At 65.9% G+C, this 17448-nt stretch carries 21 protein-coding genes and 1 pseudogene; 14 read left to right on the top strand and 8 right to left on the bottom strand.

Annotation, left to right across the window (positions count from 1 at the left end; genetic code table 11):
* Positions 1–19: 19 nt before the first annotated feature.
* Positions 20–226 (bottom strand): hypothetical protein, encoded by a 207-nt coding sequence (locus tag FPZ24_RS02945; RefSeq protein ID WP_146569641.1) that lies wholly within the window; start codon positions 224–226, stop codon positions 20–22.
* A gap of 182 nt (positions 227–408) precedes the next feature.
* Between FPZ24_RS02945 and FPZ24_RS02940 the strand changes: the two genes are divergently transcribed.
* A complete protein-coding gene (locus tag FPZ24_RS02940; protein WP_146569640.1) occupies positions 409–588 on the top strand; it encodes a hypothetical protein in 180 nt (59 codons plus the stop codon).
* A gap of 130 nt (positions 589–718) precedes the next feature.
* Here the strand turns inward: FPZ24_RS02940 and FPZ24_RS02935 are convergent, their stop codons facing one another.
* On the bottom strand, positions 719–1339 hold the full coding sequence (locus tag FPZ24_RS02935; RefSeq protein WP_146569639.1) for a S24 family peptidase: 621 nt from the start codon (positions 1337–1339) through the stop codon (positions 719–721).
* 120 nt (positions 1340–1459) lie between these two features.
* Here FPZ24_RS02935 and FPZ24_RS02930 point away from each other — a divergent pair, with 120 nt between their 5' ends.
* Together FPZ24_RS02930 and FPZ24_RS17015 are read left to right on the top strand one after the other, a co-directional pair.
* Positions 1460–1612, top strand: coding sequence for a hypothetical protein (locus FPZ24_RS02930; protein WP_338061669.1), 153 nt, complete (start codon positions 1460–1462; stop codon positions 1610–1612).
* Entirely contained in the window at positions 1609–1899 is a 291-nt protein-coding gene (locus FPZ24_RS17015; RefSeq protein ID WP_186729009.1) for a hypothetical protein, read from the top strand. The genes FPZ24_RS02930 and FPZ24_RS17015 overlap by 4 nt, the downstream gene beginning before the upstream one ends.
* Here FPZ24_RS17015 and FPZ24_RS02920 read toward each other — a convergent pair.
* Positions 1896–2180: a hypothetical protein gene (locus FPZ24_RS02920; RefSeq protein WP_146569636.1), complete on the bottom strand. Its 285-nt coding sequence runs from the start codon at positions 2178–2180 to the stop codon at positions 1896–1898. The genes FPZ24_RS17015 and FPZ24_RS02920 overlap by 4 nt on opposite strands.
* Between FPZ24_RS02920 and FPZ24_RS02915 the strand changes: the two genes are divergently transcribed.
* The gene (locus FPZ24_RS02915; RefSeq protein WP_146569635.1) at positions 2167–2799 is read left to right on the top strand and encodes a hypothetical protein; all 633 of its coding nucleotides are present in this window, start codon (positions 2167–2169) and stop codon (positions 2797–2799) included. The two genes, FPZ24_RS02920 and FPZ24_RS02915, sit on opposite strands and share 14 nt — an antisense overlap.
* Here FPZ24_RS02915 and FPZ24_RS02910 read toward each other — a convergent pair.
* Positions 2730–3974, bottom strand: coding sequence for a TIGR04063 family PEP-CTERM/XrtA system glycosyltransferase (locus tag FPZ24_RS02910; protein ID WP_146569634.1), 1245 nt, complete (start codon positions 3972–3974; stop codon positions 2730–2732). The two genes, FPZ24_RS02915 and FPZ24_RS02910, sit on opposite strands and share 70 nt — an antisense overlap.
* 153 nt (positions 3975–4127) lie before the next feature.
* On the opposite strand from FPZ24_RS02910, the gene FPZ24_RS17720 reads away from it, so the two are divergent.
* Genes FPZ24_RS17720 through FPZ24_RS02900 form a run of 3 tightly spaced genes read left to right on the top strand, consistent with a single transcriptional unit; the run spans position 4128 to position 6702 of the window.
* On the top strand, positions 4128–4256 hold the full coding sequence (locus tag FPZ24_RS17720) for a hypothetical protein (protein WP_275669354.1): 129 nt from the start codon (positions 4128–4130) through the stop codon (positions 4254–4256).
* Positions 4256–5623 carry a putative O-glycosylation ligase, exosortase A system-associated gene (locus tag FPZ24_RS02905; RefSeq protein ID WP_146574119.1) on the top strand — a complete coding sequence of 456 codons (1368 nt, stop codon included), beginning with the start codon at positions 4256–4258 and terminating at the stop codon, positions 5621–5623. Before FPZ24_RS17720 ends, FPZ24_RS02905 begins: the two co-directional genes overlap by 1 nt.
* Entirely contained in the window at positions 5620–6702 is a 1083-nt protein-coding gene (locus FPZ24_RS02900) for an acyltransferase family protein (RefSeq protein WP_146569633.1), read from the top strand. The genes FPZ24_RS02905 and FPZ24_RS02900 overlap by 4 nt, the downstream gene beginning before the upstream one ends.
* On the opposite strand, the gene FPZ24_RS02895 is transcribed toward FPZ24_RS02900, so the two are convergent.
* Positions 6688–7239, bottom strand: a complete 552-nt coding sequence (locus FPZ24_RS02895; protein ID WP_146569632.1) for a type 1 glutamine amidotransferase domain-containing protein — start codon at positions 7237–7239, stop codon at positions 6688–6690. The two genes, FPZ24_RS02900 and FPZ24_RS02895, sit on opposite strands and share 15 nt — an antisense overlap.
* A gap of 104 nt (positions 7240–7343) precedes the next feature.
* On the opposite strand from FPZ24_RS02895, the gene FPZ24_RS02890 reads away from it, so the two are divergent.
* Positions 7344–8345, top strand: coding sequence for a DNA topoisomerase IB (locus FPZ24_RS02890; protein ID WP_146569631.1), 1002 nt, complete (start codon positions 7344–7346; stop codon positions 8343–8345).
* Positions 8346–8355: 10 nt separating this feature from the next.
* On the top strand, positions 8356–9582 hold the full coding sequence (locus tag FPZ24_RS02885) for a mechanosensitive ion channel family protein (RefSeq protein ID WP_146569630.1): 1227 nt from the start codon (positions 8356–8358) through the stop codon (positions 9580–9582).
* A gap of 2 nt (positions 9583–9584) precedes the next feature.
* Here FPZ24_RS02885 and FPZ24_RS02880 read toward each other — a convergent pair whose 3' ends face one another.
* Positions 9585–10514, bottom strand: a complete 930-nt coding sequence (locus FPZ24_RS02880; protein ID WP_146569629.1) for a DUF2167 domain-containing protein — start codon at positions 10512–10514, stop codon at positions 9585–9587.
* Between the two features lie 163 nt (positions 10515–10677).
* Between FPZ24_RS02880 and FPZ24_RS02875 the strand changes: the two genes are divergently transcribed.
* Both FPZ24_RS02875 and FPZ24_RS02870 read left to right on the top strand, forming a co-directional pair.
* Complete coding sequence (locus FPZ24_RS02875) at positions 10678–10917, top strand: hypothetical protein (protein WP_146569628.1); 240 nt, start codon at positions 10678–10680, stop codon at positions 10915–10917.
* A 106-nt stretch (positions 10918–11023) separates the two neighbouring features.
* A complete protein-coding gene (locus FPZ24_RS02870) occupies positions 11024–11260 on the top strand; it encodes a hypothetical protein (RefSeq protein ID WP_146569627.1) in 237 nt (78 codons plus the stop codon).
* 24 nt (positions 11261–11284) lie between these two features.
* On the opposite strand, the pseudogene FPZ24_RS02865 reads toward FPZ24_RS02870, so the two are convergent.
* Positions 11285–14210: pseudogene (locus FPZ24_RS02865) on the bottom strand (L-glutamate gamma-semialdehyde dehydrogenase).
* A gap of 218 nt (positions 14211–14428) precedes the next feature.
* On the opposite strand from FPZ24_RS02865, the gene FPZ24_RS02860 reads away from it, so the two are divergent.
* The 3 genes from FPZ24_RS02860 (at position 14429) to FPZ24_RS02850 (ending at position 16933) form a co-directional block, all read left to right on the top strand.
* A complete protein-coding gene (locus FPZ24_RS02860) occupies positions 14429–14806 on the top strand; it encodes a MaoC family dehydratase (protein WP_240047676.1) in 378 nt (125 codons plus the stop codon).
* Positions 14807–14916: 110 nt separating this feature from the next.
* The gene (locus tag FPZ24_RS02855; RefSeq protein ID WP_146569625.1) at positions 14917–16095 is read left to right on the top strand and encodes an acetyl-CoA C-acyltransferase; all 1179 of its coding nucleotides are present in this window, start codon (positions 14917–14919) and stop codon (positions 16093–16095) included.
* A 52-nt stretch (positions 16096–16147) separates the two neighbouring features.
* Complete coding sequence (locus FPZ24_RS02850; RefSeq protein WP_146569624.1) at positions 16148–16933, top strand: hypothetical protein; 786 nt, start codon at positions 16148–16150, stop codon at positions 16931–16933.
* A gap of 13 nt (positions 16934–16946) precedes the next feature.
* On the opposite strand, the gene FPZ24_RS02845 is transcribed toward FPZ24_RS02850, so the two are convergent.
* Complete coding sequence (locus tag FPZ24_RS02845) at positions 16947–17414, bottom strand: Lrp/AsnC family transcriptional regulator (protein ID WP_146569623.1); 468 nt, start codon at positions 17412–17414, stop codon at positions 16947–16949.
* Positions 17415–17448 lie beyond the last annotated feature (34 nt).

Raw genomic sequence — 17448 nt, 5'->3', positions numbered from 1 at the left:
GGAAAGTGCCTGATCGCGATCAGTGCACCGTTCCCACCGCGCGGCCGACCGACATCACCACGATCAGCCGTTCGATCTGGCGCCAGCGGCAGAAGTTGACGTGGTTGCCGAGGTCGCGGCTCTTGTCCGCCCGCGCCGCCGCTTCGAACCCCGCATCGTCCCCGAACGCCGCGATAAGCTCCTGCGCGGCGGTGACGGACGAACGATCGGCGAGGTAGAGGTGCATGCGATACTCCGGACGGGCGCCTGGGGGTGGCGCGGCACGCACGCGTTACAAGGCGCGTGCCAGTGAGCGAGGATCGACGGCGACCTGCGGGTCGCAATGGTAAACGCGTTTTCGCAGGCTGTTCCACCGATCCCGTCGCGGGACACTGGCGTCCCGGAACGGAACATGGCAGGCGCGACGGCATGAACCGCCCGTCGCATTCAAAGACCCCCGCTGCCGGCGGATTTCCGATCGCGATCGGGCTGACCGTCGGCGCCGTGCTGGGGATGACGCGGGGGAACGCGTTGCTGTGGTTGCTGGCCGGCGGACTGGTCGGGGTCGGTATCGCAGTGGTGATCTGGCTGGTCGATCGGAAAAACTAAATTCCCCTCCCTGGAAGGGAGGGATTAGGGGTGGGTGGAAGTATCGCGATACGTAGAGGCGCCAGCCTTTGCTCGCGTATCCCTACGCCTCGACCCACCCCCGGCCCCTCCCTTTCAGGGAGGGGAGAAGTCACTTCAGCGACCGCGCCAGCCTAACCACGCGCCCGATAATCTCCGCCCGGTCGGCGCGCACCGGGGCGATCGGCGGCGTCGCGGGATTGTCGCTGGTGATACGCAGCTCGAACCCGATCCGCGCGACGCGCTTCACCAGCAGCACGCCGTCTAGCCGCAGCACGAACAGCCCGGGCCGCGACGACAATCGCCGGTCGCCGCTATCGACGAACAAGGCATCGCCGTCGTGGATCAGCGGCTCCATCGATTGCCCGCGCGCGGTGATCATCGTCAGCGCCCCCGCCGCGACGCCGAGCCGCGCGGCGACACGCGGGTCGACCCGCTCCTCGCCGACCACGCGATCGTCCTCGACCAGCCCGCCCGGCCCGGCCGCCGCGTGCGCATCGATCCGTCGCACCGCGACCATCCCCGCCTCGCGAGGGGGCGCGCCGAGCTCGCTTTCGTCGATCCCGAAGAATGCCGCGAGCCGCGCTCGCGCCGCCTCGTCGAGCCGCTTGGGTGAACCGCGCTGGACGAACTGCTGCAGATAGGCCGGATTGCGACCGATCATCCGCGACAGGGCCGCCAGGCTCGCGCCCCTGCTCTCCGCCATCGCCGCGATCGTCGTCCGTACATCCATATCGAACCTATAGCGTAGGAAATTTCCTAGACAAGTTGGATTTGAGAACAGATCATGAACATTATACAGCGAGTCGGAGGATGCGGGTTCATGCATGTGGGACAGGAAGTAGAGAAATTCTTGCGGCGGACGGGGATGCCCGCGACCAAGTTCGGGCGGCTTGCGGTCAACGACCCGCGCTTCGTGCTCGACCTGCGCATGGGGCGCGAGCCGCGCTCGCACACCGCCGCGCGCGTGATCCGCTTCATTGCCGCGCAGGAGCGGCCGCAATGACCAGAATAGAGCGCGATTGCCTGCGCGTTTTGCGGACAAGTGCGTCGAACTGTTCAACGCCACTCTCGGCAACGTTGATTGATACGCGGCGCTGGGCGTCGGTCTTGTTCGCCGGTTATCGCTTCAAGGTGGCAATCGATAGCGGGGACGACGCCCGGCTCGACGATTGGCTGGCCGCGCTACCGGAGGCTGACCTCGCCTGGTCCAGTCATTTCGTCGCGAGCGCCGAGGTGATCGAGCGCGGCACCAATACTGCGGTCATCGAATTGCTGGCGGTGGAGGCTTAGCCGACTCGGCGAGCGAGCGCGCGGAGCGCGTCGAGCGTTTCCTCGAGCGTCTGCTCGCGCGGTGTTTCGGGTTCGGGCTGGCGCTTGGCGACGCCGCGTTCGAGGCGCGCAAGCAGATCGTGGATCGTCGCTTGCGGCAGCGGGGTCGAGGGCTCGTCGTCGGCCAGCGGCGCCAGACCGAACGTCTCGATCCGCTCGTGCGGGGCGAAACGGGGGGGCGGACACCGGCGTGAGTACCGGCGGAACGACGGCATCGGCTTCGGGCACGTGGATCGGCGCAAAGGCCGGCTCCGGATCCAGATCGGGCAACGGCACGTCGTCCGGCGTCCGATATTCCGCGATCGGCGTGTCGAGATCTGCCGGCACGTGGCGCGCGGCGACGACTTCGGGTTCGACCGGCGCTTCCACGATCGGGTCGGCCTTTACGTCGAGGAACGGCGTGCCGAGGTCGCTGTTGGCGAAGACCGGGCGGCGCGGCGGGGCGTCGGGATGGGCATCGGCACGGCGCAGCACGGGGACGCCGTCCTCGGCACCGCCACGGCGAATCAGCATCGTGCGCGCGCCGACCACCAGGAACATGCCGAACCACGTCACGCTACCGGCGGCGAGTGCCGCGAAGAACGCGACGGCCAGCCGGGCCGTGAAGCCCAACGGCGGCGCGGCGGCAGTCAGAATCGACGCGATGCCGCTATCGACCGCCATGTCCTCGATCACCGCGATCGGCATGACGAGGAAAGCGATCGCGACGAGCGCGGCGACCGCGAGGCTCGCGACCGACGCGATCGGCAACGCGATCCGCGCGCGATTGTCGAAGAGGGAGCCGAAGGGATTCATACGCTGGCTACCGACTGTGGCAAACATTTCTGGTCCGATTCCCGTGCGGCAACAAGCCTTTGGTAAACGGGGACGTAACGCGAAATGTTTGACGACCAGTTACGATGTTCCTCGACGAACGCGCGGCCGCGGGTCCGGCGTGCATCCCAGCCGCTGCGATCGGCGAACAAGACGGCAAGCGCGTCGGCGATTGCGGAGGGGCTGTCGGGCGCGAAGAGCGTGCCGGTGTCGCCGTCGCGGATCAGTTCGCGATGCCCGCCGACGTCGGACGCCGCGACCAGCCGCCGCTGCGCCATCGCCTCCAGCGGTTTCAGCGGCGTGACGAGATCGGTCAGCCGCATCTTCTTGCGCGGGTAGGCGAGCACATCGACCAGGCTGTAGTAGCGCTCGACCTCGGTATGCGGCACGCGCCCGACGAAGCGGATCGCGCCGGCAACCGGCGATGCGGCGGCTTGCGCGCGCAACGCGCCTTCCATCGGGCCGCCGCCGACCAGCAGCAGTTTGGCGTTCGGACGATTGGCGACCAGCGGCGGCATCGCTGCGATCAGACCGTCCAGGCCCTCGTAATCGTAGAAGCTGCCGATGAACCCGACGACATCATCGCCGTCGGCCAGCCCGAGCTCGGCGGCGAGCGCAGCGTCGTGCGGCTGCGGCTCGCCGAACAGCGTGAGATCGACGCCATTGGGCGACACCATGATCTTGTCGGCATCGATCCCGCGCGACACGAGATCGCCCTTCAACCCTTCGCAGATCACCGCGACCGCATCGGCCCGGCGCACCGCGCGCGTTTCCAGCCATTTGATGGCGTTGTATTTGAGCGAGCCTTCGGTGCCGGTGCCGTTGCCGACCGCCGCATCCTCCCAGAAGGCGCGGATTTCGTAGAGCACCGGCACGCCGATCGCCTTGCCGACGCGCAGTGCCGCCATGGCGTCGAGCACCGGCGAATGCGCGTGGATGACATCGGGCCGGAAATCGCGCGCGACCTCCGCCACCCGCCTCGCCAGCGCCCCGATCTCGCGCACCTCCCCGATCACCGGCAGCGACTTGGCGGGCGGCACGGTGCGATGGAAATCGATGCCGTCGATCGTTTCTTCGGCCACGTCGCTCGCGCCCTGTCGCGCCCCCGTCACCGCCGCGACTTGCCACCCGCGCGCGATCTGCGCGGTCAGAATGGCGCGGGTGCGAAACGTGTAGCCGCTCTGCAACGGCAGGCCGTGATCGAGGACGTGGAGGATGCGCATCGCGACCGACTCTCTGCCACGCCAGTGTTTAACGCAGCGTCAACCCGGGGTCAGTAGGTCATTCCCACGTCCGTTCGTCCTGAGTTTGTCGAAGGACGTGCGCGACACCCGTGCTTCGACAGGCTCAGCACGAACGGTTTGAGGACGGCGAGGATGATCGACAATTTCGCGCTGGCCGTAAGCCATGGACTGATGCTGCTCGCGGCATGGGTGCTGCTGACGCGCCGCGAGCTCGACGACGAGCGGCCCGAGCCGCCGAAGAAGCCGCTAAAGCGCCAATGATCCACGATCTCGCCTTCGTCGGTTTCCTTGCCGCGCTGATGGGGCTCGCGCTGCGCCGGCCGTTCATGTTCATTCTGGTGTATGTCTATATCGACATCGTCTCGCCGCAGCGGCTGACCTACACCTTGCTCAATTCGGTGCCGATCTCACTGATCGCGGTGGCGCTGGCGGTCGGATCGTGGATGCTGGTCGACCGCAAGGAGGACAGCCGCGTCGCGCCGCGCCAGTTGCTGATCCTGCTGCTGCTCGCCTGGTGCGCGGTCACGACGATGAAGGCGGATTTCCCCGCCGACGCGCTCGATAAGTGGGATTGGGTGTGGAAGGCGCTGGCCTTCGCTGCTTTCCTGCCGCTGACGCTGCGCACGCGGCTCAGGATCGAATCCCTGCTGACCTTCATGTGCCTGTCGGCGGCGTCGATCATCATCGTCGGCGGGATCAAGACCGCGGCAGGCGGTGGTGGCTACGGCTCGCTCGACCTGATGGTGACCAACAATTCGGGCCTCTACGAAGGCTCGACCATTTCGACCGTCGCGATCGCGATCATCCCGACGATCCTGTGGCTGGGCAAATACGGCACGATCTTCAAGCGCGACTGGAAGGTTAAACTGTTCGTCGCGGCGCTCGTCTTCGCCTGCCTGCTCATTCCGATCGGCACGTCGACCCGCACCGGCCTGCTGTGCATCGGCCTGCTCGCCTTGCTCAAGCTGCGCGATTCGAAGCGCAAGGTACTGTACCTCGGCATGATCGGCGCGCTCGGGCTCGCGGCGATACCCTTCCTCCCGACGTCGTTCACCGACCGCATGTCGACGATCAAGACCTACCAGCAGGACGAATCCGCCGCGACCCGCGTCGCGGTGTGGAAATGGACCTGGGAGTACGTCCAGCAGCATCCGCTGGGTGGCGGGTTCGAAATGTATCGCCAGAACCAGATCCGCTACGACATCGTGAAGGCGGACGGGACCAAGGACAATGCCAAGCTCGACAGCACGCTAACCACCGACCATGCCCGCGCCTATCATTCGGCCTATTTCGAGATGCTCGGCGAACAGGGCTGGCCGGGGATCATCCTATGGGGGTTGATCTGCCTGGGCGGGCTGTTCCGCATGGAAGTGATCCGCCAGCGCTACAAGAAGGCCGAGGGCGACGACGCGTGGATTGCCCCGCTCGCCAGTGCGCTCCAGGCCGGACAATTGCTCTATATGCTCGGCGCGTGTTTCATCGCGATCGCGTTCCAGCCGTTCATGTTCATGCTGATCGGCGCGCAGATCGGGCTCGATACGTACCTGAAACGCAAGCGGGCGGAGATCTCGTTCGCGCCGATGATCAAGCGGCCCAAGCCCACCGATCCGCAGCCCGCGCTGGCATGACGGACAACCGCGAGCTCCGCGCGCTGACCAGCGTCCGCGGTATCGCGGCGTGGATGGTCGTGCTCTATCACATCCGCCTGTCGATCGCGGGCCTGCCCCCGGCGTGGGTGCAGTTTTTCGCCAAGGGTTATCTGGCTGTCGATTTCTTCTTCCTGCTGTCGGGATTCGTTATCTGGCTGAGCTGGGGCTCACGCCTGCGCGAGGGCGGCTGGCGCGAGGCGTCGCGGTTCCTGCAGAAACGCGTCGCGCGGATCTGGCCGCTTCACCTGGTCGTACTCGGCGGCGCGGTCGCGCTGGCGGTGCTACTGGCGGCGATGGGACGTCACGATCCGGCCGAGTTCCCGTTCGGCGAACTGCCGCTGCACGTCGTCCTGCTGCAGAATTGGGGCTTCACCGACAGGTTGGCGTGGAACGACCCGGCGTGGTCGATCAGTTGCGAACTGGCGGCGTATCTCGCCTTCCCGCTGCTCGTCCGCGCGGTCGATTGGCGGACCTTGCCGAGCTGGCTTGTCGCGAGTGCGGCGGCGGCGTTCCTTGTCATCTTGGCGGCGGCGATGAGCAGCCAGCCGACGCTCGGGCACGACATTGCGCGGTTCGGGCTGGTCCGCTGTCTGACCGAATTCGCCGCGGGCAGCGCGATCTGCGCTTTATGGCTGCGGTGGAAGTCCGCACCGCGCCTGCCCGCTCTGCTGGCGTTCGGTGTCAGCGCAGCCGCGTTCGCCGGCTGGGCGATCGGCGTGCCTGAAACGCTCGCCATTCCTTTCGCGTTTGCCAGTCTGTTGCTCGGCCTCGCCCTGACCTCGGGCCTGCGCGGCAACCCGCTCGACGCCGCACCGCTGCACTATCTCGGCGAGGTCAGCTATGCGACCTACCTGTCGCACTTCATGCTGTTCGTGGTGTTCAAGCTCGCCTTCGTTGACGACGCGCATGCGGTCCCGCCGATGCTGGTGGCGCTCTACCTCGCGATGGTCCTCGCCTGTTCGGTCGCGCTCTATCACTTGGTCGAGCGGCCGGCGCAGAAGTGGGTGAACGGCTTCACCCTTCCGCGCCGACGCACGCGCGCACTACGCGTCGGCTAGCTCTTCCGTCAGCGCGGCGATGATCGCCTGATTGAACGCGGGAATGTCGTCGGGCTTGCGACTGGTGATCAGCTTGCCGTCGACCACGACCTCCTCATCGACCACATTGGCACCGGCATTTTCCAGATCCGTGCGGATCGACGGCCAGCTCGTCACCCTGCGCTCGTCGACCACGTCGGCCTCGACCAGCAGCCACGGGCCGTGACAGATCGCGGCGACGATCTTGTCGTCGTCCATGAACTCCTCGACGATCTGCACCGCGCGGTCCTGCATCCGCATCTTGTCGGGATTGCCGACCCCGCCGGGGATGACGAGCGCGTCGAATTCCTCGGTATCGACGTCGCCGAGCACGAGATCGGGCGTGATCGTGTCGGCCTTCTCCCCGCCCTTCTCGCCTTGGATCGGGTCGGTCGTTATCGACGCGAGCGTGACCGTCGCGCCAGCATCGATCAGCGCCTGGCGCGGTTTGAACAGTTCGTCGTTCTCGAAGCCATCGGTCGCGATCATCAGCACGCGGGCATTGTTCAAGTCGGCCATCGATAGTCTCCTCAGTTCACCTTCCCCCAACCCGTGCCTCGCCCGCCCGTTCCGGAACGAAGCGGCGAGCCGCGCATTTCGAAAGGCCTAGCGAACGGAGCCCCATGACCCGGATAGTCTATTGCGACGACAGCCAGCCCGGCATCACGCGGCGGAAGGTGCGGCACGGCTGGGGCTATTGGGGCGCCGACTGCAAACGCATCACCGACCGCGACGAGATCGACCGGCTGAACGGCGTGGGCCTGCCGCCCGCCTACAGTGACGCATGGTATTGCCCGAAGCCGAACGGCCACATCCAGGCGGTCGGCTGGGACGATAAGGGCCGCAAGCAATATCGCTACCATCCCGATTTCCGCGCCAAGCAGGAGGGCGAGAAGTACGAACGCTGCTCGGTATTCGGGCTCGCGCTGCCCAAACTGCGCGCGCGGGTCGCGGCCGACATGCGCAAGCGCGGGCACAGCAAGGAGCGGACGGTCGCGGCGATCGTGAAGCTGCTCGACATCGGCCATCTGCGCGTCGGTAACGAAAGCTACGCCAAGGCCAACAAGAGTTTCGGCGCGACCACGCTGCGCAATCGCCACGCCAAGATCAGCGGCGGCACGATCAAGCTCCAGTACCGCGCCAAATCGGGCAAGATGCGCGAACTCGCGATCACCGACCGCAGCCTCGCGCGCTTCGTCAAGCAATGTCAGGACCTGCCCGGCCAGCAGCTGTTCCAATATGTCGATGCGGAGGGCGAAACGCATCCGGTCACCTCGTCCGACGTCAACGACTATATCCGCGAGGCGACCGGCTGCGATTTCACCGCCAAGCACTTTCGCACTTGGGGCGCGAGCGTCATCGCGTTCGAGACGCTGGCCGACGCCGACCATGATATCGGGCTGAAGACGATGCTCGAGCCGGTCACCGAAGCGCTCGGCAACACCCCCGCCATCGCGCGCAAATCCTATGTCCATCCCGCGCTGATCGAGCTGACCAAGACCGGACAGGAAGCGTTTCGGAAGAAACTCGCGCTGCCGCGTGCGACACGCTATCTCGATCGTTACGAACGCGGACTGATCGCGTTCCTCCAGCGTGGTGCCAAGCCGCGCCGCACGGTAGCCTGAAGAGAGATTTATGAGTAATACGACTGCGGCCGCGCCCGCTGCGCCCAAGACCGACCTGCAGGCGCAGGCCCGCGACTTCGCCGACGCCTCCTACGGATGGTTCGCGACCCACTGGCTGCAGATCCTGATCGCGGTCGGCGCAGGCATCGTCCTGTTCGTGGCGCTGCATTTCGTGAAGGGCCTGGGCAAGCGGCTGTGCGCGCGCGACGCGACGCACACCGGCTGGGGCACGATCTTCGGTCGCGCGCTGTCCAAGACCGGCAACTTCTTCATCGCAATGGCGGCGGCGCAGATCGTCGTCAGCTTCGCACAGTTCGCGCAGGCACCCGCCGGCGTCGTCTCGGTGGTCCATTTCCTCTTCACCATCGCCGCGGTGTTCCAGGGCGCGATCTGGGCGCGCGAGATCATCCTCGGCGCGATCGAGCACCGCACGACCGCGGAGGACTATCACGGTGAGGCGCTGGTCAACGCGATGGGGCTGATCCGCGTGCTGGTCAGCTTCACCCTGTTCGCGATCGCTTTGGTGCTGGTGCTCGGCAATCTGGGCGTCAACGTCACCGGTCTGATCGCCGGTCTGGGCGTCGGCGGCATCGCCATCGGCCTGGCCGCACAAAGCATCTTCGCCGACCTGTTCGCGGCGATCGCGATCATCTTCGACCGCCCATTCAAGAAGGGCGACGCGATCACGTTCGACAAATCGGCGGGCACGGTCGAGCGGATCGGGATGCGCTCCACCCGCATCCGCGGCACCGCTGGCGAAGCGCGGATCATCGGTAACAAGAAGCTGCTCGACAACGAGATCATCAACAACACGCAACGCGAGTTCCGCCGCATCATCTTCACGTTGGGCGTCGTCCAGACCACGCCGGTCGACGTGATGGAGCAGCTGCCGCATCTGTTGAAAGACATTGTCGAAGATCACGAGGGCACGTTCATCCGCGCCGGGTTCGTCGCGTTCGGCGCACAGAGCTACGACTTCGAAGTACAGTTCGATTCGGCGAGCGCGACGATGCAGGACATGTTCGACCTCCGCCACTCGGTCGGTCTCGCCATCGTCCAGCGCTTTAACGAGGACGGCATCGGCCTCGCTTACCCGACCCAGGTCGGGCTGACAGCGGAAGAGGCCGGGCTGGTGCAGCCCAAGCGCGCCAAGAAGATCAAGGAGTCGAACGAGACGATCGCCAAGCCGCCCTCATCGGGCGACACATCGGCGGCAGACCAGGAAGGCGGGGCCTAGCCCTACCCTTCCAGCGTATCGCTCTTACGCCCGAACAAGCGCCCGACGAATCCCTTGAACGCACCCCAAAGCGCAAGCGCACCGACCGCGATCCATTTGAGGAACGGCAGCAGCAGCGCGAGCAGTCCGACCTTCTTGGCGACGGCCACACCGACGCCGAGCCCGACTAGCCCGGCCAAGCCGTAACCCGCCGCCTTGTCGGTGCTCGAATTGTACTCGGCATAGGTCGATCCGCTGGCGAATGTCGCAACCTTGCCGAAATCCTGCGCGGCGGTGCGCACCTCGGCCAAATGCGGCATGTCCCATAGCATGTTCATGCTCAGCACGCCTTTGCGGCCCAATATGCGGACGTCGTAATTGAGCGAATCCGCCTTGTCCCCGACGATCGAGAAATCGCGCGCCCAGACCAAAGAGTGCGTCGCCTTGTCGTAGGACGGCGGCTGCGCCCAGCCGACCATGTGCATCAGGGGATAGCCGGCCTTCTGGCGCTCTTCGTTGGTCGCGCCCTCGCCCGCCTTCATGTCGGCCATGATTTTGTCGTAGTCCGCGCTGTCGGCATCGTCGTCGGTGACGTAGCCGCTATCGTCCCAGGTGATGACCGCGCCCCAGCTGTTTTCCAGCACCGATTTGTCGGCGGGCATCACCAGCCCGAGCACGTCGCTGACCGAACTCGGCGGATTGCCCCACAGATCGACCAGCACCTTCTTCGCCTCATCGGGGCCGAGGAAATAATATTTGTTGCCGAGATGAAGCACCGCGTTCGCCGTCGGAATCGTGACGTCGCCGGTCTGCTTGTGCAGGGTCTTCACGAACGCCGCCTGATCGGCTGGCGACGCGGTGGCGGCGGCCGGCACCGGATCGGCCAGCACGACGCCCGCCGGAATGGCGGATGCAGCGAGCAACAACGCGCCCGCGGCGACGATCTTCTTCATACTTTCCAGCCCCCTGGCGAATCGAACGATCCCGCTGGGCAATGGGCCGTCAAATCATGCCGTGGTCAAGCTTGGGCGGAGACGAAATGCCGTGCGCGGCGAAGTATTGATCGGGCGGCGGTGATCTGACAAGATAACACACCGACCATTGGGGGAATGTTCGATGCGCATCTTGATCGTCGTTGCCGTTGCGATGTCGTTTCCGACCGCGACCCTTGCCCAGGACGCCAAGCCGGTCGATCCCAACAAGAAGATCTGTCGCGATCTAAGCGAGACCGGCTCGCTGTTCACCAAGCGAGTCTGCAATACCCAAGCCGATTGGGAAAAGATCGACGAGCGCGACCGCAAGAATGCGAAGGCGTTCGACGACTATCGCAGCGACAACGGCGCGTTCCGCAGATAGTGCCGCGTATGCCGGTCTAGTGCCGGCACAACCTGGCATCGACAAAGCGTTGAACATGCCGCAGTGATCTGACAGAATAACACACCGACACTTGGGGAAATGTTCAATGCGTGTTTTGATTGTCGTTGCCGTTGCGATGTTGCTTCCCACCGCGGCGCTGGCCGACGATGCCAAACCGGCTGCCGAAAAGAAGATCTGCCGCCAGCAGGAGAATACGGGTTCGCTGTTCAGCAAGCGCATCTGCCACACGGTGAGCGAATGGGCCAAGATCGACGCGCGCGACCGCGAGGATGCGCGTAACTTCAGCGATGCCGCTCGCGACAAACCCAACCTTCCCCGGTAACCGCCGCGAGGCGGGCGGGACCCGCTAAATCCCGCCCTCGTCGAGCGACAGCAACGTCGCGTTGCCGCCCGCCGAGGTCGTATCGACCGACACCGCGCGTTCGGCGACGAAGCGATACAGGTAATGCGGCCCGCCCGCCTTGGGGCCGGTACCCGATAGCCCCTCGCCGCCGAACGGTTGCGAGCCGACCACGGCGCCGATCATGCTGCGGTTGACGTAGAGGTTGCCGACCGCCGCCTCCGCTTCGACCACGTCGCCGGCGCGCGCGATGCGGCTGTGTAGTCCCATGGTCAGACCGTAGCCCTTGGCGTTCACCCGGGCGATCGTCTCCGACAACTTGCCCGCTGGCCACGTCGCGACGTGGAGGATCGGGCCGAACCATTCGGCGCTAAGGTCCTCGATAGCGTCGAGCCGGATCAGCGTCGGCGGTACGAAGAGACCCTGCTCGGGTGCGTCGAGCGTCTTGAGCACTTGGCCGTTGGGCGCGGCGCGATAGGTCATCAGTTTGTCGTATGCGGTCTGATCGATCACCGGGCCGACATCGGTCTTCGGGTTTGCGGGATCGCCGAGCACGAGCAAGTCCATGGCGCCCTTGAGCATCTCTATGACACCGTCGGCGATCTCTTCCTGGAGCAGCAGGAGCCGCAGCGCCGAGCAACGCTGGCCCGCCGAGCGGAACGACGAGGTGACGACATCGGCCACGACCTGTTCGGGCAGCGCGGTCAGAATCGACGATCATCGCGTTGATCCCGCCGGTCTCGGCGATCAGCGGGACGATCGGGCGGTCGTCGTCGGCGAGCAGGCTGCGCGCGATCTTCTTGGCAGTGGCGGTCGATCCGGTGAACGCGACGCCCATGATGCGCGGGTCGTCCGTCAACGCGGCGCCGACCTCCGGCCCGCCCGGGACGAGGATCAACGCGTCGGCCGGTATGCCCGCCTCGTGGGCGAGTTCGACGGCGCGCGCGGCGATCTTCGGCGTTTGCGGCGCCGGCTTGGCGACGACCGTGTTGCCGGTGACCAACGCCGCGACGGTCTGGCCGAGGAAGATCGCGAGCGGGAAGTTCCACGGCGCGATCGTCGCCCATACGCCGCGGCCGTCGAGATGGAGCGTGTTGCGCTCCCCGGTCGGTCCGGGGAGTTCGATCGGCTGTAATCCGTCGCACGCCTGTTGCGCGTAATAGCGGCAGAAATCGGCGGCCTCGCGCACTTCGCCGATCGCGTCGGGGATCGTCTTGAACGCCTCCTGCACGCAGATCGCCATCAATTCGTCGCGATTGGCTTCGAGACTGTCGGCGAGGCGTTCGAGGGCGGCGGCACGCTGTTCCACCGGCGTGGCGGACCACGTCGGGAACGCGGCATGCGCGCGGTCTATCGCGGCGGCGACATCGGCGACTGGGAGTTGGATAGCCGGGAGCTTGGCGACCGTCTCCGCCGTCTTCGCCAGCACGTCCCGATCGCTCAGATCGATCCCGCTCGAATTCTTGCGGTCGCCGAACAGATCGATCGGCAGCGGGATGCTCGGGTGCCGCGCACCGCCGACCGCGGCGATCTTCTCGACCGGATCGGCGAGGATCTCGTCCTCGCTCAATCGTTCGTCGGCCAGCTGGTGCACGAAGCTCGAATTGGCCCCGTTCTCCAGCAACCGCCGCACGAGATACGCGAGCAGATCGCGATGGCCACCGACCGGCGCGTAGATGCGGCAGTGATAGCCTTGCTCGCGGACCAGTCGCTCGTAGAGCCCGTCGCCCATGCCGTGGAGCCGCTGGAACTCGAAGTCGCGGCTGTTGCCGGCCCACTCCATCAAGGTCGCGACGGTCAGCGCATTGTGGCTGGCGAAGGCCGGCCGGATGTTCTGCGCGTCGAGCATGTCGCGCGCCACCGCCAGGTACGACACGTCGGTCGCCGCCTTGCGCGTGAACAGCGGGTAATCCGAAAGTCCCTCGACCTGCGTTCGCTTGATCTCGCTGTCCCAATAGGCGCCCTTGACCAGCCGCACGTTCATCAGCCGGTCGAGGTTGTTCGCCCATTCGATCACCGGTCGCGCGCGCTTGCCGTATGCCTGCACGGCCATGCCGAACCCGTCCCAGCCCTTGAGGCTCGGCAGCGCCGCGACCGCGCCGATGATGTCGAGGCTCATCTCGAGCCGCTCCGACTCCTCGGCATCGACGGTTAGCGCGATGCCCCTGCCGGCTGCCTGCACCGCCAGCGCCTCGAGGATTTCGGTCAGCGCAGGCACGCACCGGTCGTATTGCGCGACCTCGTAGCGCGGATGGAGCGCCGACAGCTTGACCGAAATCGAATGGCCGGCCGCGGGATCGCGCCCGACCGCGTCGATCGCGCCGGTATAGGCGTTGAAGTAGCGCGCGGCGTCCTCGATCGTCCGCGCCGCTTCGCCGAGCATGTCGAAGCTGGCGGTAAAGCCTTTGTTCTCGCCCTTCCGCATCCGCGACATCGCTTCGTCGATGGTCCGCCCCATCACGAAGATCTCACCCATCATCCGCATCGCCGCGCCGACCGCCTGGCGCACGAACGGCTCGCCAGCGCGGGAGATCAGGCGGCGCAAAGGACCGCGCTCGCCTTCGCCGACCAGCGCACGGCCGACCACCAGGCCCCACGTCGCGACGTTGACCAGGCTCGAATTGCTCTCCCCCGTATGCGCGCGCCAATCGGCATCGCCGAGCTTGTCGGCGATCAACAGGTCGGCGGTCTCCGGGTCCGGCACGCGCAGGAATGCCTCGGCCAGCGACAACAGCGCCACGCCTTCCGACGAGTTCAGCCGGTATTCCTGCAGGAACTGGTTGACCCACCCCTTGTTCTGCGCCGCGCGCAGGTCCGCGAGCAGGCCGGACGCATATCCCATCACGCGGGCGCGCGAGTCGGGCGTGAGTGCAGCGCGCGTCAAAAGCGGCTTTAGAATATCGGGTTCGGGCGCACGATACTGTGCGGCCATGGCGTTGCGGGCGGAAGACGTAGCGTCAGCGGTCATTTTCAAAATCTCGGTTTCGTCGGGCTTGCGCCGCACGCGCGGGCGCGCCACAGGGATGCCGACGGCCTTAGCGCCGAAACGGGTCGAAGGGGAATGTCGTGGCGAACACCATCACCATCCAGGAACGCGCGACGCAGATCGGCAGCGAGAACGTCTCCGACTGGGTCGAGGTCACGCAGGAGATGATCAACAAGTTCGCCGACGCGACCGGCGACCATCAGTTCATCCACGTGAATCCCGAAATGGCCAAGATGACCCCGTTCGGCGGGACGATCGCGCACGGTTTCCTGACGCTGTCGCTGATGCCGTTGCTGTCGTCGAAAGTGTCCGACGCGCCGAATATCGAAGGCGTGAAGATGGGCGTCAATTACGGCGGCAACAAAACCCGCTTCCTGACGCCCGTACCCTCGGGCAGCCGCGTGCGCGGCCGCTTCAAGCTGCTCGAACTGGTCGAAAAGCGTCCGGGCCAGTGGCAGCAGACCAACGAATTCACCGTCGAGATCGAGGGCAGGGACAAGCCGGCCCTGATCGCCGAATGGATCAGCCAGATTTTCGTTTGACGTAACGCGTCGCCCCGGCGGAGGCCGGGCCGCCGGGTGGCTCTAGCGACACCGGCAGCGCTCTCTAACTCAGCGGTCCCGGCCTCCGCCGGGACGACGAAAGGATCAACATGCGCTCCGCCGTCATCGTTTCCACCGCCCGCACTCCCATCGGCCGCGCCTATCGCGGCGGGTTCAACAACACGCCGTCGCCGACGCTCGCCGGCCATTCGATCAAGGCCGCCGTCGAGCGCGCCAAGATCGACCCGGCCGAGGTGCAGGACGTCGTGTTTGGCGCTGCGCTCCAGCAGGGCGTCCAGGCCGGCAACATCGCCCGCCTCGCGTTGCTCCGCGCCGGCCTTCCCGTCACCGTCTCCGGCATGTCGCTCGATCGCCAGTGCGCGTCGGGCCTGATGGCGATCGCCACCGCGGCCAAGGAGATCATCGTCGACAACATGGATGTCGCGATCGGCGGGGGCGTCGAATCGATCTCGATGGTGCAGACCCCGCAGATGCGCGTCGGCCGCGACGACGAATTGCTGGCCATGCACAAGGACGTGTACATGCCGATGTTGCAGACCGCCGAGGTCGTGGCCAAGCGCTACAACATCGACCGCGAGGCGATGGACCAATATTCGCTCCAGTCGCAGCAGCGCACCGCCGCCGCACAGCAGGCGGGCAAGTTCGACGACGAGATCGTGCCGGTCAAAGCCGTGATGGCGATGACCAACAAGGAGACCAAGGAGGTCACCCACCACGAGGTCGAGGTGACCAAGGACGAGGGCAACCGCCCCGAAACCTCGATCGAGGGCCTGCGCGGGCTACAGCCGGTGCTGGGACCGGACTTCACGATCACCGCCGGCAACGCGTCGCAGCTGTCGGACGGCTCGTCGGCGAGCGTGCTGATGGAGGAATCGCTCGCGTCGAAGCGCGGCCTGACGCCGCTCGGCCGCTATGTCGGCATGGCGGTCGCGGGTACCGAGCCCGACGAGATGGGCATCGGCCCGGTCTTCGCGATCCCGAAGCTGCTCGAGCGCAACGGCCTGAAGATGGATGATATCGGTCTGTGGGAGCTCAACGAGGCGTTCGCGGTGCAGGTGCTCTATTGCCGCGACAAACTCGGCATTCCGGACGAGCTGCTCAACGTCAATGGCGGGTCGATCTCGATCGGTCACCCCTATGGCATGACCGGCGCGCGCTGCACCGGCCATGCGCTGATCGAGGGCAAGCGTCGCGGGGCGAAATACGTCGTCGTGACGATGTGCGTCGGCGGTGGTATGGGTGCAGCGGGGCTGTTCGAGGTCCTGTAAGGGGGAGCCTATAGTCGGGGGGTCGGCTAGCGGGAACAAGGCGCCAGTCGTCGTGGGAATCACGACGCTGCCGAGCCGGATCGGGCTGATCCGGCCGTGCCTCGAATCCTTGCTCGGCGGCGATCGCCGGCCCGACCGCATCGTGCTCACGCTGCCCGACGCCTTGCTGCGCGAAGCGGAGGGGTATCGTGTCCCGGATTTCCTGACCGACCGCGACTGGCATGGTGGTCTGGTGGAGATCATCCGGCCGCCGCGTGACTGCGGGCCGGGATCGAAGTTGCTCGGCGCGCTCGCGACGATCGACGAGCCCAGCGTCCTCATCCTTGCGGACGACGACGTGCGGTATCGCCGCGATTTCGTCGCGCGCTTCGCCGCTGCACAGGCCGAACGGCCCGAGGGCGCGCTGAGCGGCTGGACTTACCGCTGCAACGGCCTGACGATCGGCCAGGGGTGCGACGGTTTCGCCTTGTGGACGCCGCAGCTCGACGGCGCTCGAGCGTTCTTCGATCGCTGCGTCGCGGGCACGCGCTTCGTCTATCACGACGATTTATGGATCTCATTCTATCTCGCGCTGAACGACATCCGCGTGACCGAATTCCCCGCGACCGAGGGAAGCTGGTACGACCAGGTGCACCAGGTCGGCGCCTTGCGTAACCTTGATGGCGAATTGGAGCGCACGACACTCACGCGCGACGGACTGGATCATTTGATCGCCGCCGCCGACATGCCTGCCGCGCGCCGCGCTCGCATGCAGGTCCGGCGGCATGCGGGGCAGTTCGTCGCCAGGCCGGCACGGCGCGTGGCGGGTCGATTGCAGCGGCTGATCGACAACAATTGACAAGCGCCGGCGATCAGTCGATCGGCAGAGCCTGGCCCGTTTTGACGCGACTGAGAACGACCGACGTCCGAAAGCGCCGCACATTGTCGTCGGCGAAGAACAATCGCTGCGTGAGCGCTTCGAACTCGGCGAGGTCCCGCGCTACGCAAATCAGCGCGAAGTCCGCTTCGCCGGTGATGTAATAGCTTTGCTGCACGTGGGGCTCGCACAGCACTCGCCGACGGAAAGCGTCGAGCTGATCGAGCCGTTCCCGCTCTAGCTCGACCATGACCACGAACGTCATCGCGAAGCCGAGCGCTTCCTGACCCAGTACGACCACCTTCCCAACGATGGCACCGGCATCGCGCAGCCGCCGCAGGCGCCGCTGTACCGTTGGCACCGACAGCTCGCAGCTATCGGCGACGTCCTGGAGCGACGTGTCCCCGTCCTGTTGCAAGAGCCGTAGGATCCCGAGGTCGGCGGCGTCAAATGTCAGGGCCATGAGCGAGATGTTCCAAAATTCCCGATCTTCATGA

The sequence above is a fragment of the Sphingomonas panacisoli genome (assembly GCF_007859635.1).
GTDB lineage: Bacteria > Pseudomonadota > Alphaproteobacteria > Sphingomonadales > Sphingomonadaceae > Sphingomonas > Sphingomonas panacisoli.
Note: the sequence above shows the minus strand (reverse complement) of the source record. Positions and strands in the feature narration are given on the sequence as shown.

What these genes read in the sequence shown, in the direction of transcription:
- FPZ24_RS02945 (WP_146569641.1), bottom strand. Translation starts at nt 226, where the DNA reads ATGCACCTCTACCTCGCCGATCGTTCGTCCGTCACCGCCGCGCAGGAG.
- FPZ24_RS02940 (WP_146569640.1), top strand. Translation starts at nt 409, where the DNA reads ATGAACCGCCCGTCGCATTCAAAGACCCCCGCTGCCGGCGGATTTCCG.
- FPZ24_RS02935 (WP_146569639.1), bottom strand. Translation starts at nt 1,339, where the DNA reads ATGGATGTACGGACGACGATCGCGGCGATGGCGGAGAGCAGGGGCGCG.
- FPZ24_RS17015 (WP_186729009.1), top strand. Translation starts at nt 1,609, where the DNA reads ATGACCAGAATAGAGCGCGATTGCCTGCGCGTTTTGCGGACAAGTGCG.
- FPZ24_RS02910 (WP_146569634.1), bottom strand. Translation starts at nt 3,974, where the DNA reads ATGCGCATCCTCCACGTCCTCGATCACGGCCTGCCGTTGCAGAGCGGC.
- FPZ24_RS17720 (WP_275669354.1), top strand. Translation starts at nt 4,128, where the DNA reads ATGATCGACAATTTCGCGCTGGCCGTAAGCCATGGACTGATGCTGCTC.
- FPZ24_RS02900 (WP_146569633.1), top strand. Translation starts at nt 5,620, where the DNA reads ATGACGGACAACCGCGAGCTCCGCGCGCTGACCAGCGTCCGCGGTATC.
- FPZ24_RS02895 (WP_146569632.1), bottom strand. Translation starts at nt 7,239, where the DNA reads ATGGCCGACTTGAACAATGCCCGCGTGCTGATGATCGCGACCGATGGC.
- FPZ24_RS02890 (WP_146569631.1), top strand. Translation starts at nt 7,344, where the DNA reads ATGACCCGGATAGTCTATTGCGACGACAGCCAGCCCGGCATCACGCGG.
- FPZ24_RS02885 (WP_146569630.1), top strand. Translation starts at nt 8,356, where the DNA reads ATGAGTAATACGACTGCGGCCGCGCCCGCTGCGCCCAAGACCGACCTG.
- FPZ24_RS02880 (WP_146569629.1), bottom strand. Translation starts at nt 10,514, where the DNA reads ATGAAGAAGATCGTCGCCGCGGGCGCGTTGTTGCTCGCTGCATCCGCC.
- FPZ24_RS02875 (WP_146569628.1), top strand. Translation starts at nt 10,678, where the DNA reads ATGCGCATCTTGATCGTCGTTGCCGTTGCGATGTCGTTTCCGACCGCG.
- FPZ24_RS02870 (WP_146569627.1), top strand. Translation starts at nt 11,024, where the DNA reads ATGCGTGTTTTGATTGTCGTTGCCGTTGCGATGTTGCTTCCCACCGCG.
- FPZ24_RS02860 (WP_240047676.1), top strand. Translation starts at nt 14,429, where the DNA reads ATGATCAACAAGTTCGCCGACGCGACCGGCGACCATCAGTTCATCCAC.
- FPZ24_RS02855 (WP_146569625.1), top strand. Translation starts at nt 14,917, where the DNA reads ATGCGCTCCGCCGTCATCGTTTCCACCGCCCGCACTCCCATCGGCCGC.
- FPZ24_RS02845 (WP_146569623.1), bottom strand. Translation starts at nt 17,414, where the DNA reads ATGGCCCTGACATTTGACGCCGCCGACCTCGGGATCCTACGGCTCTTG.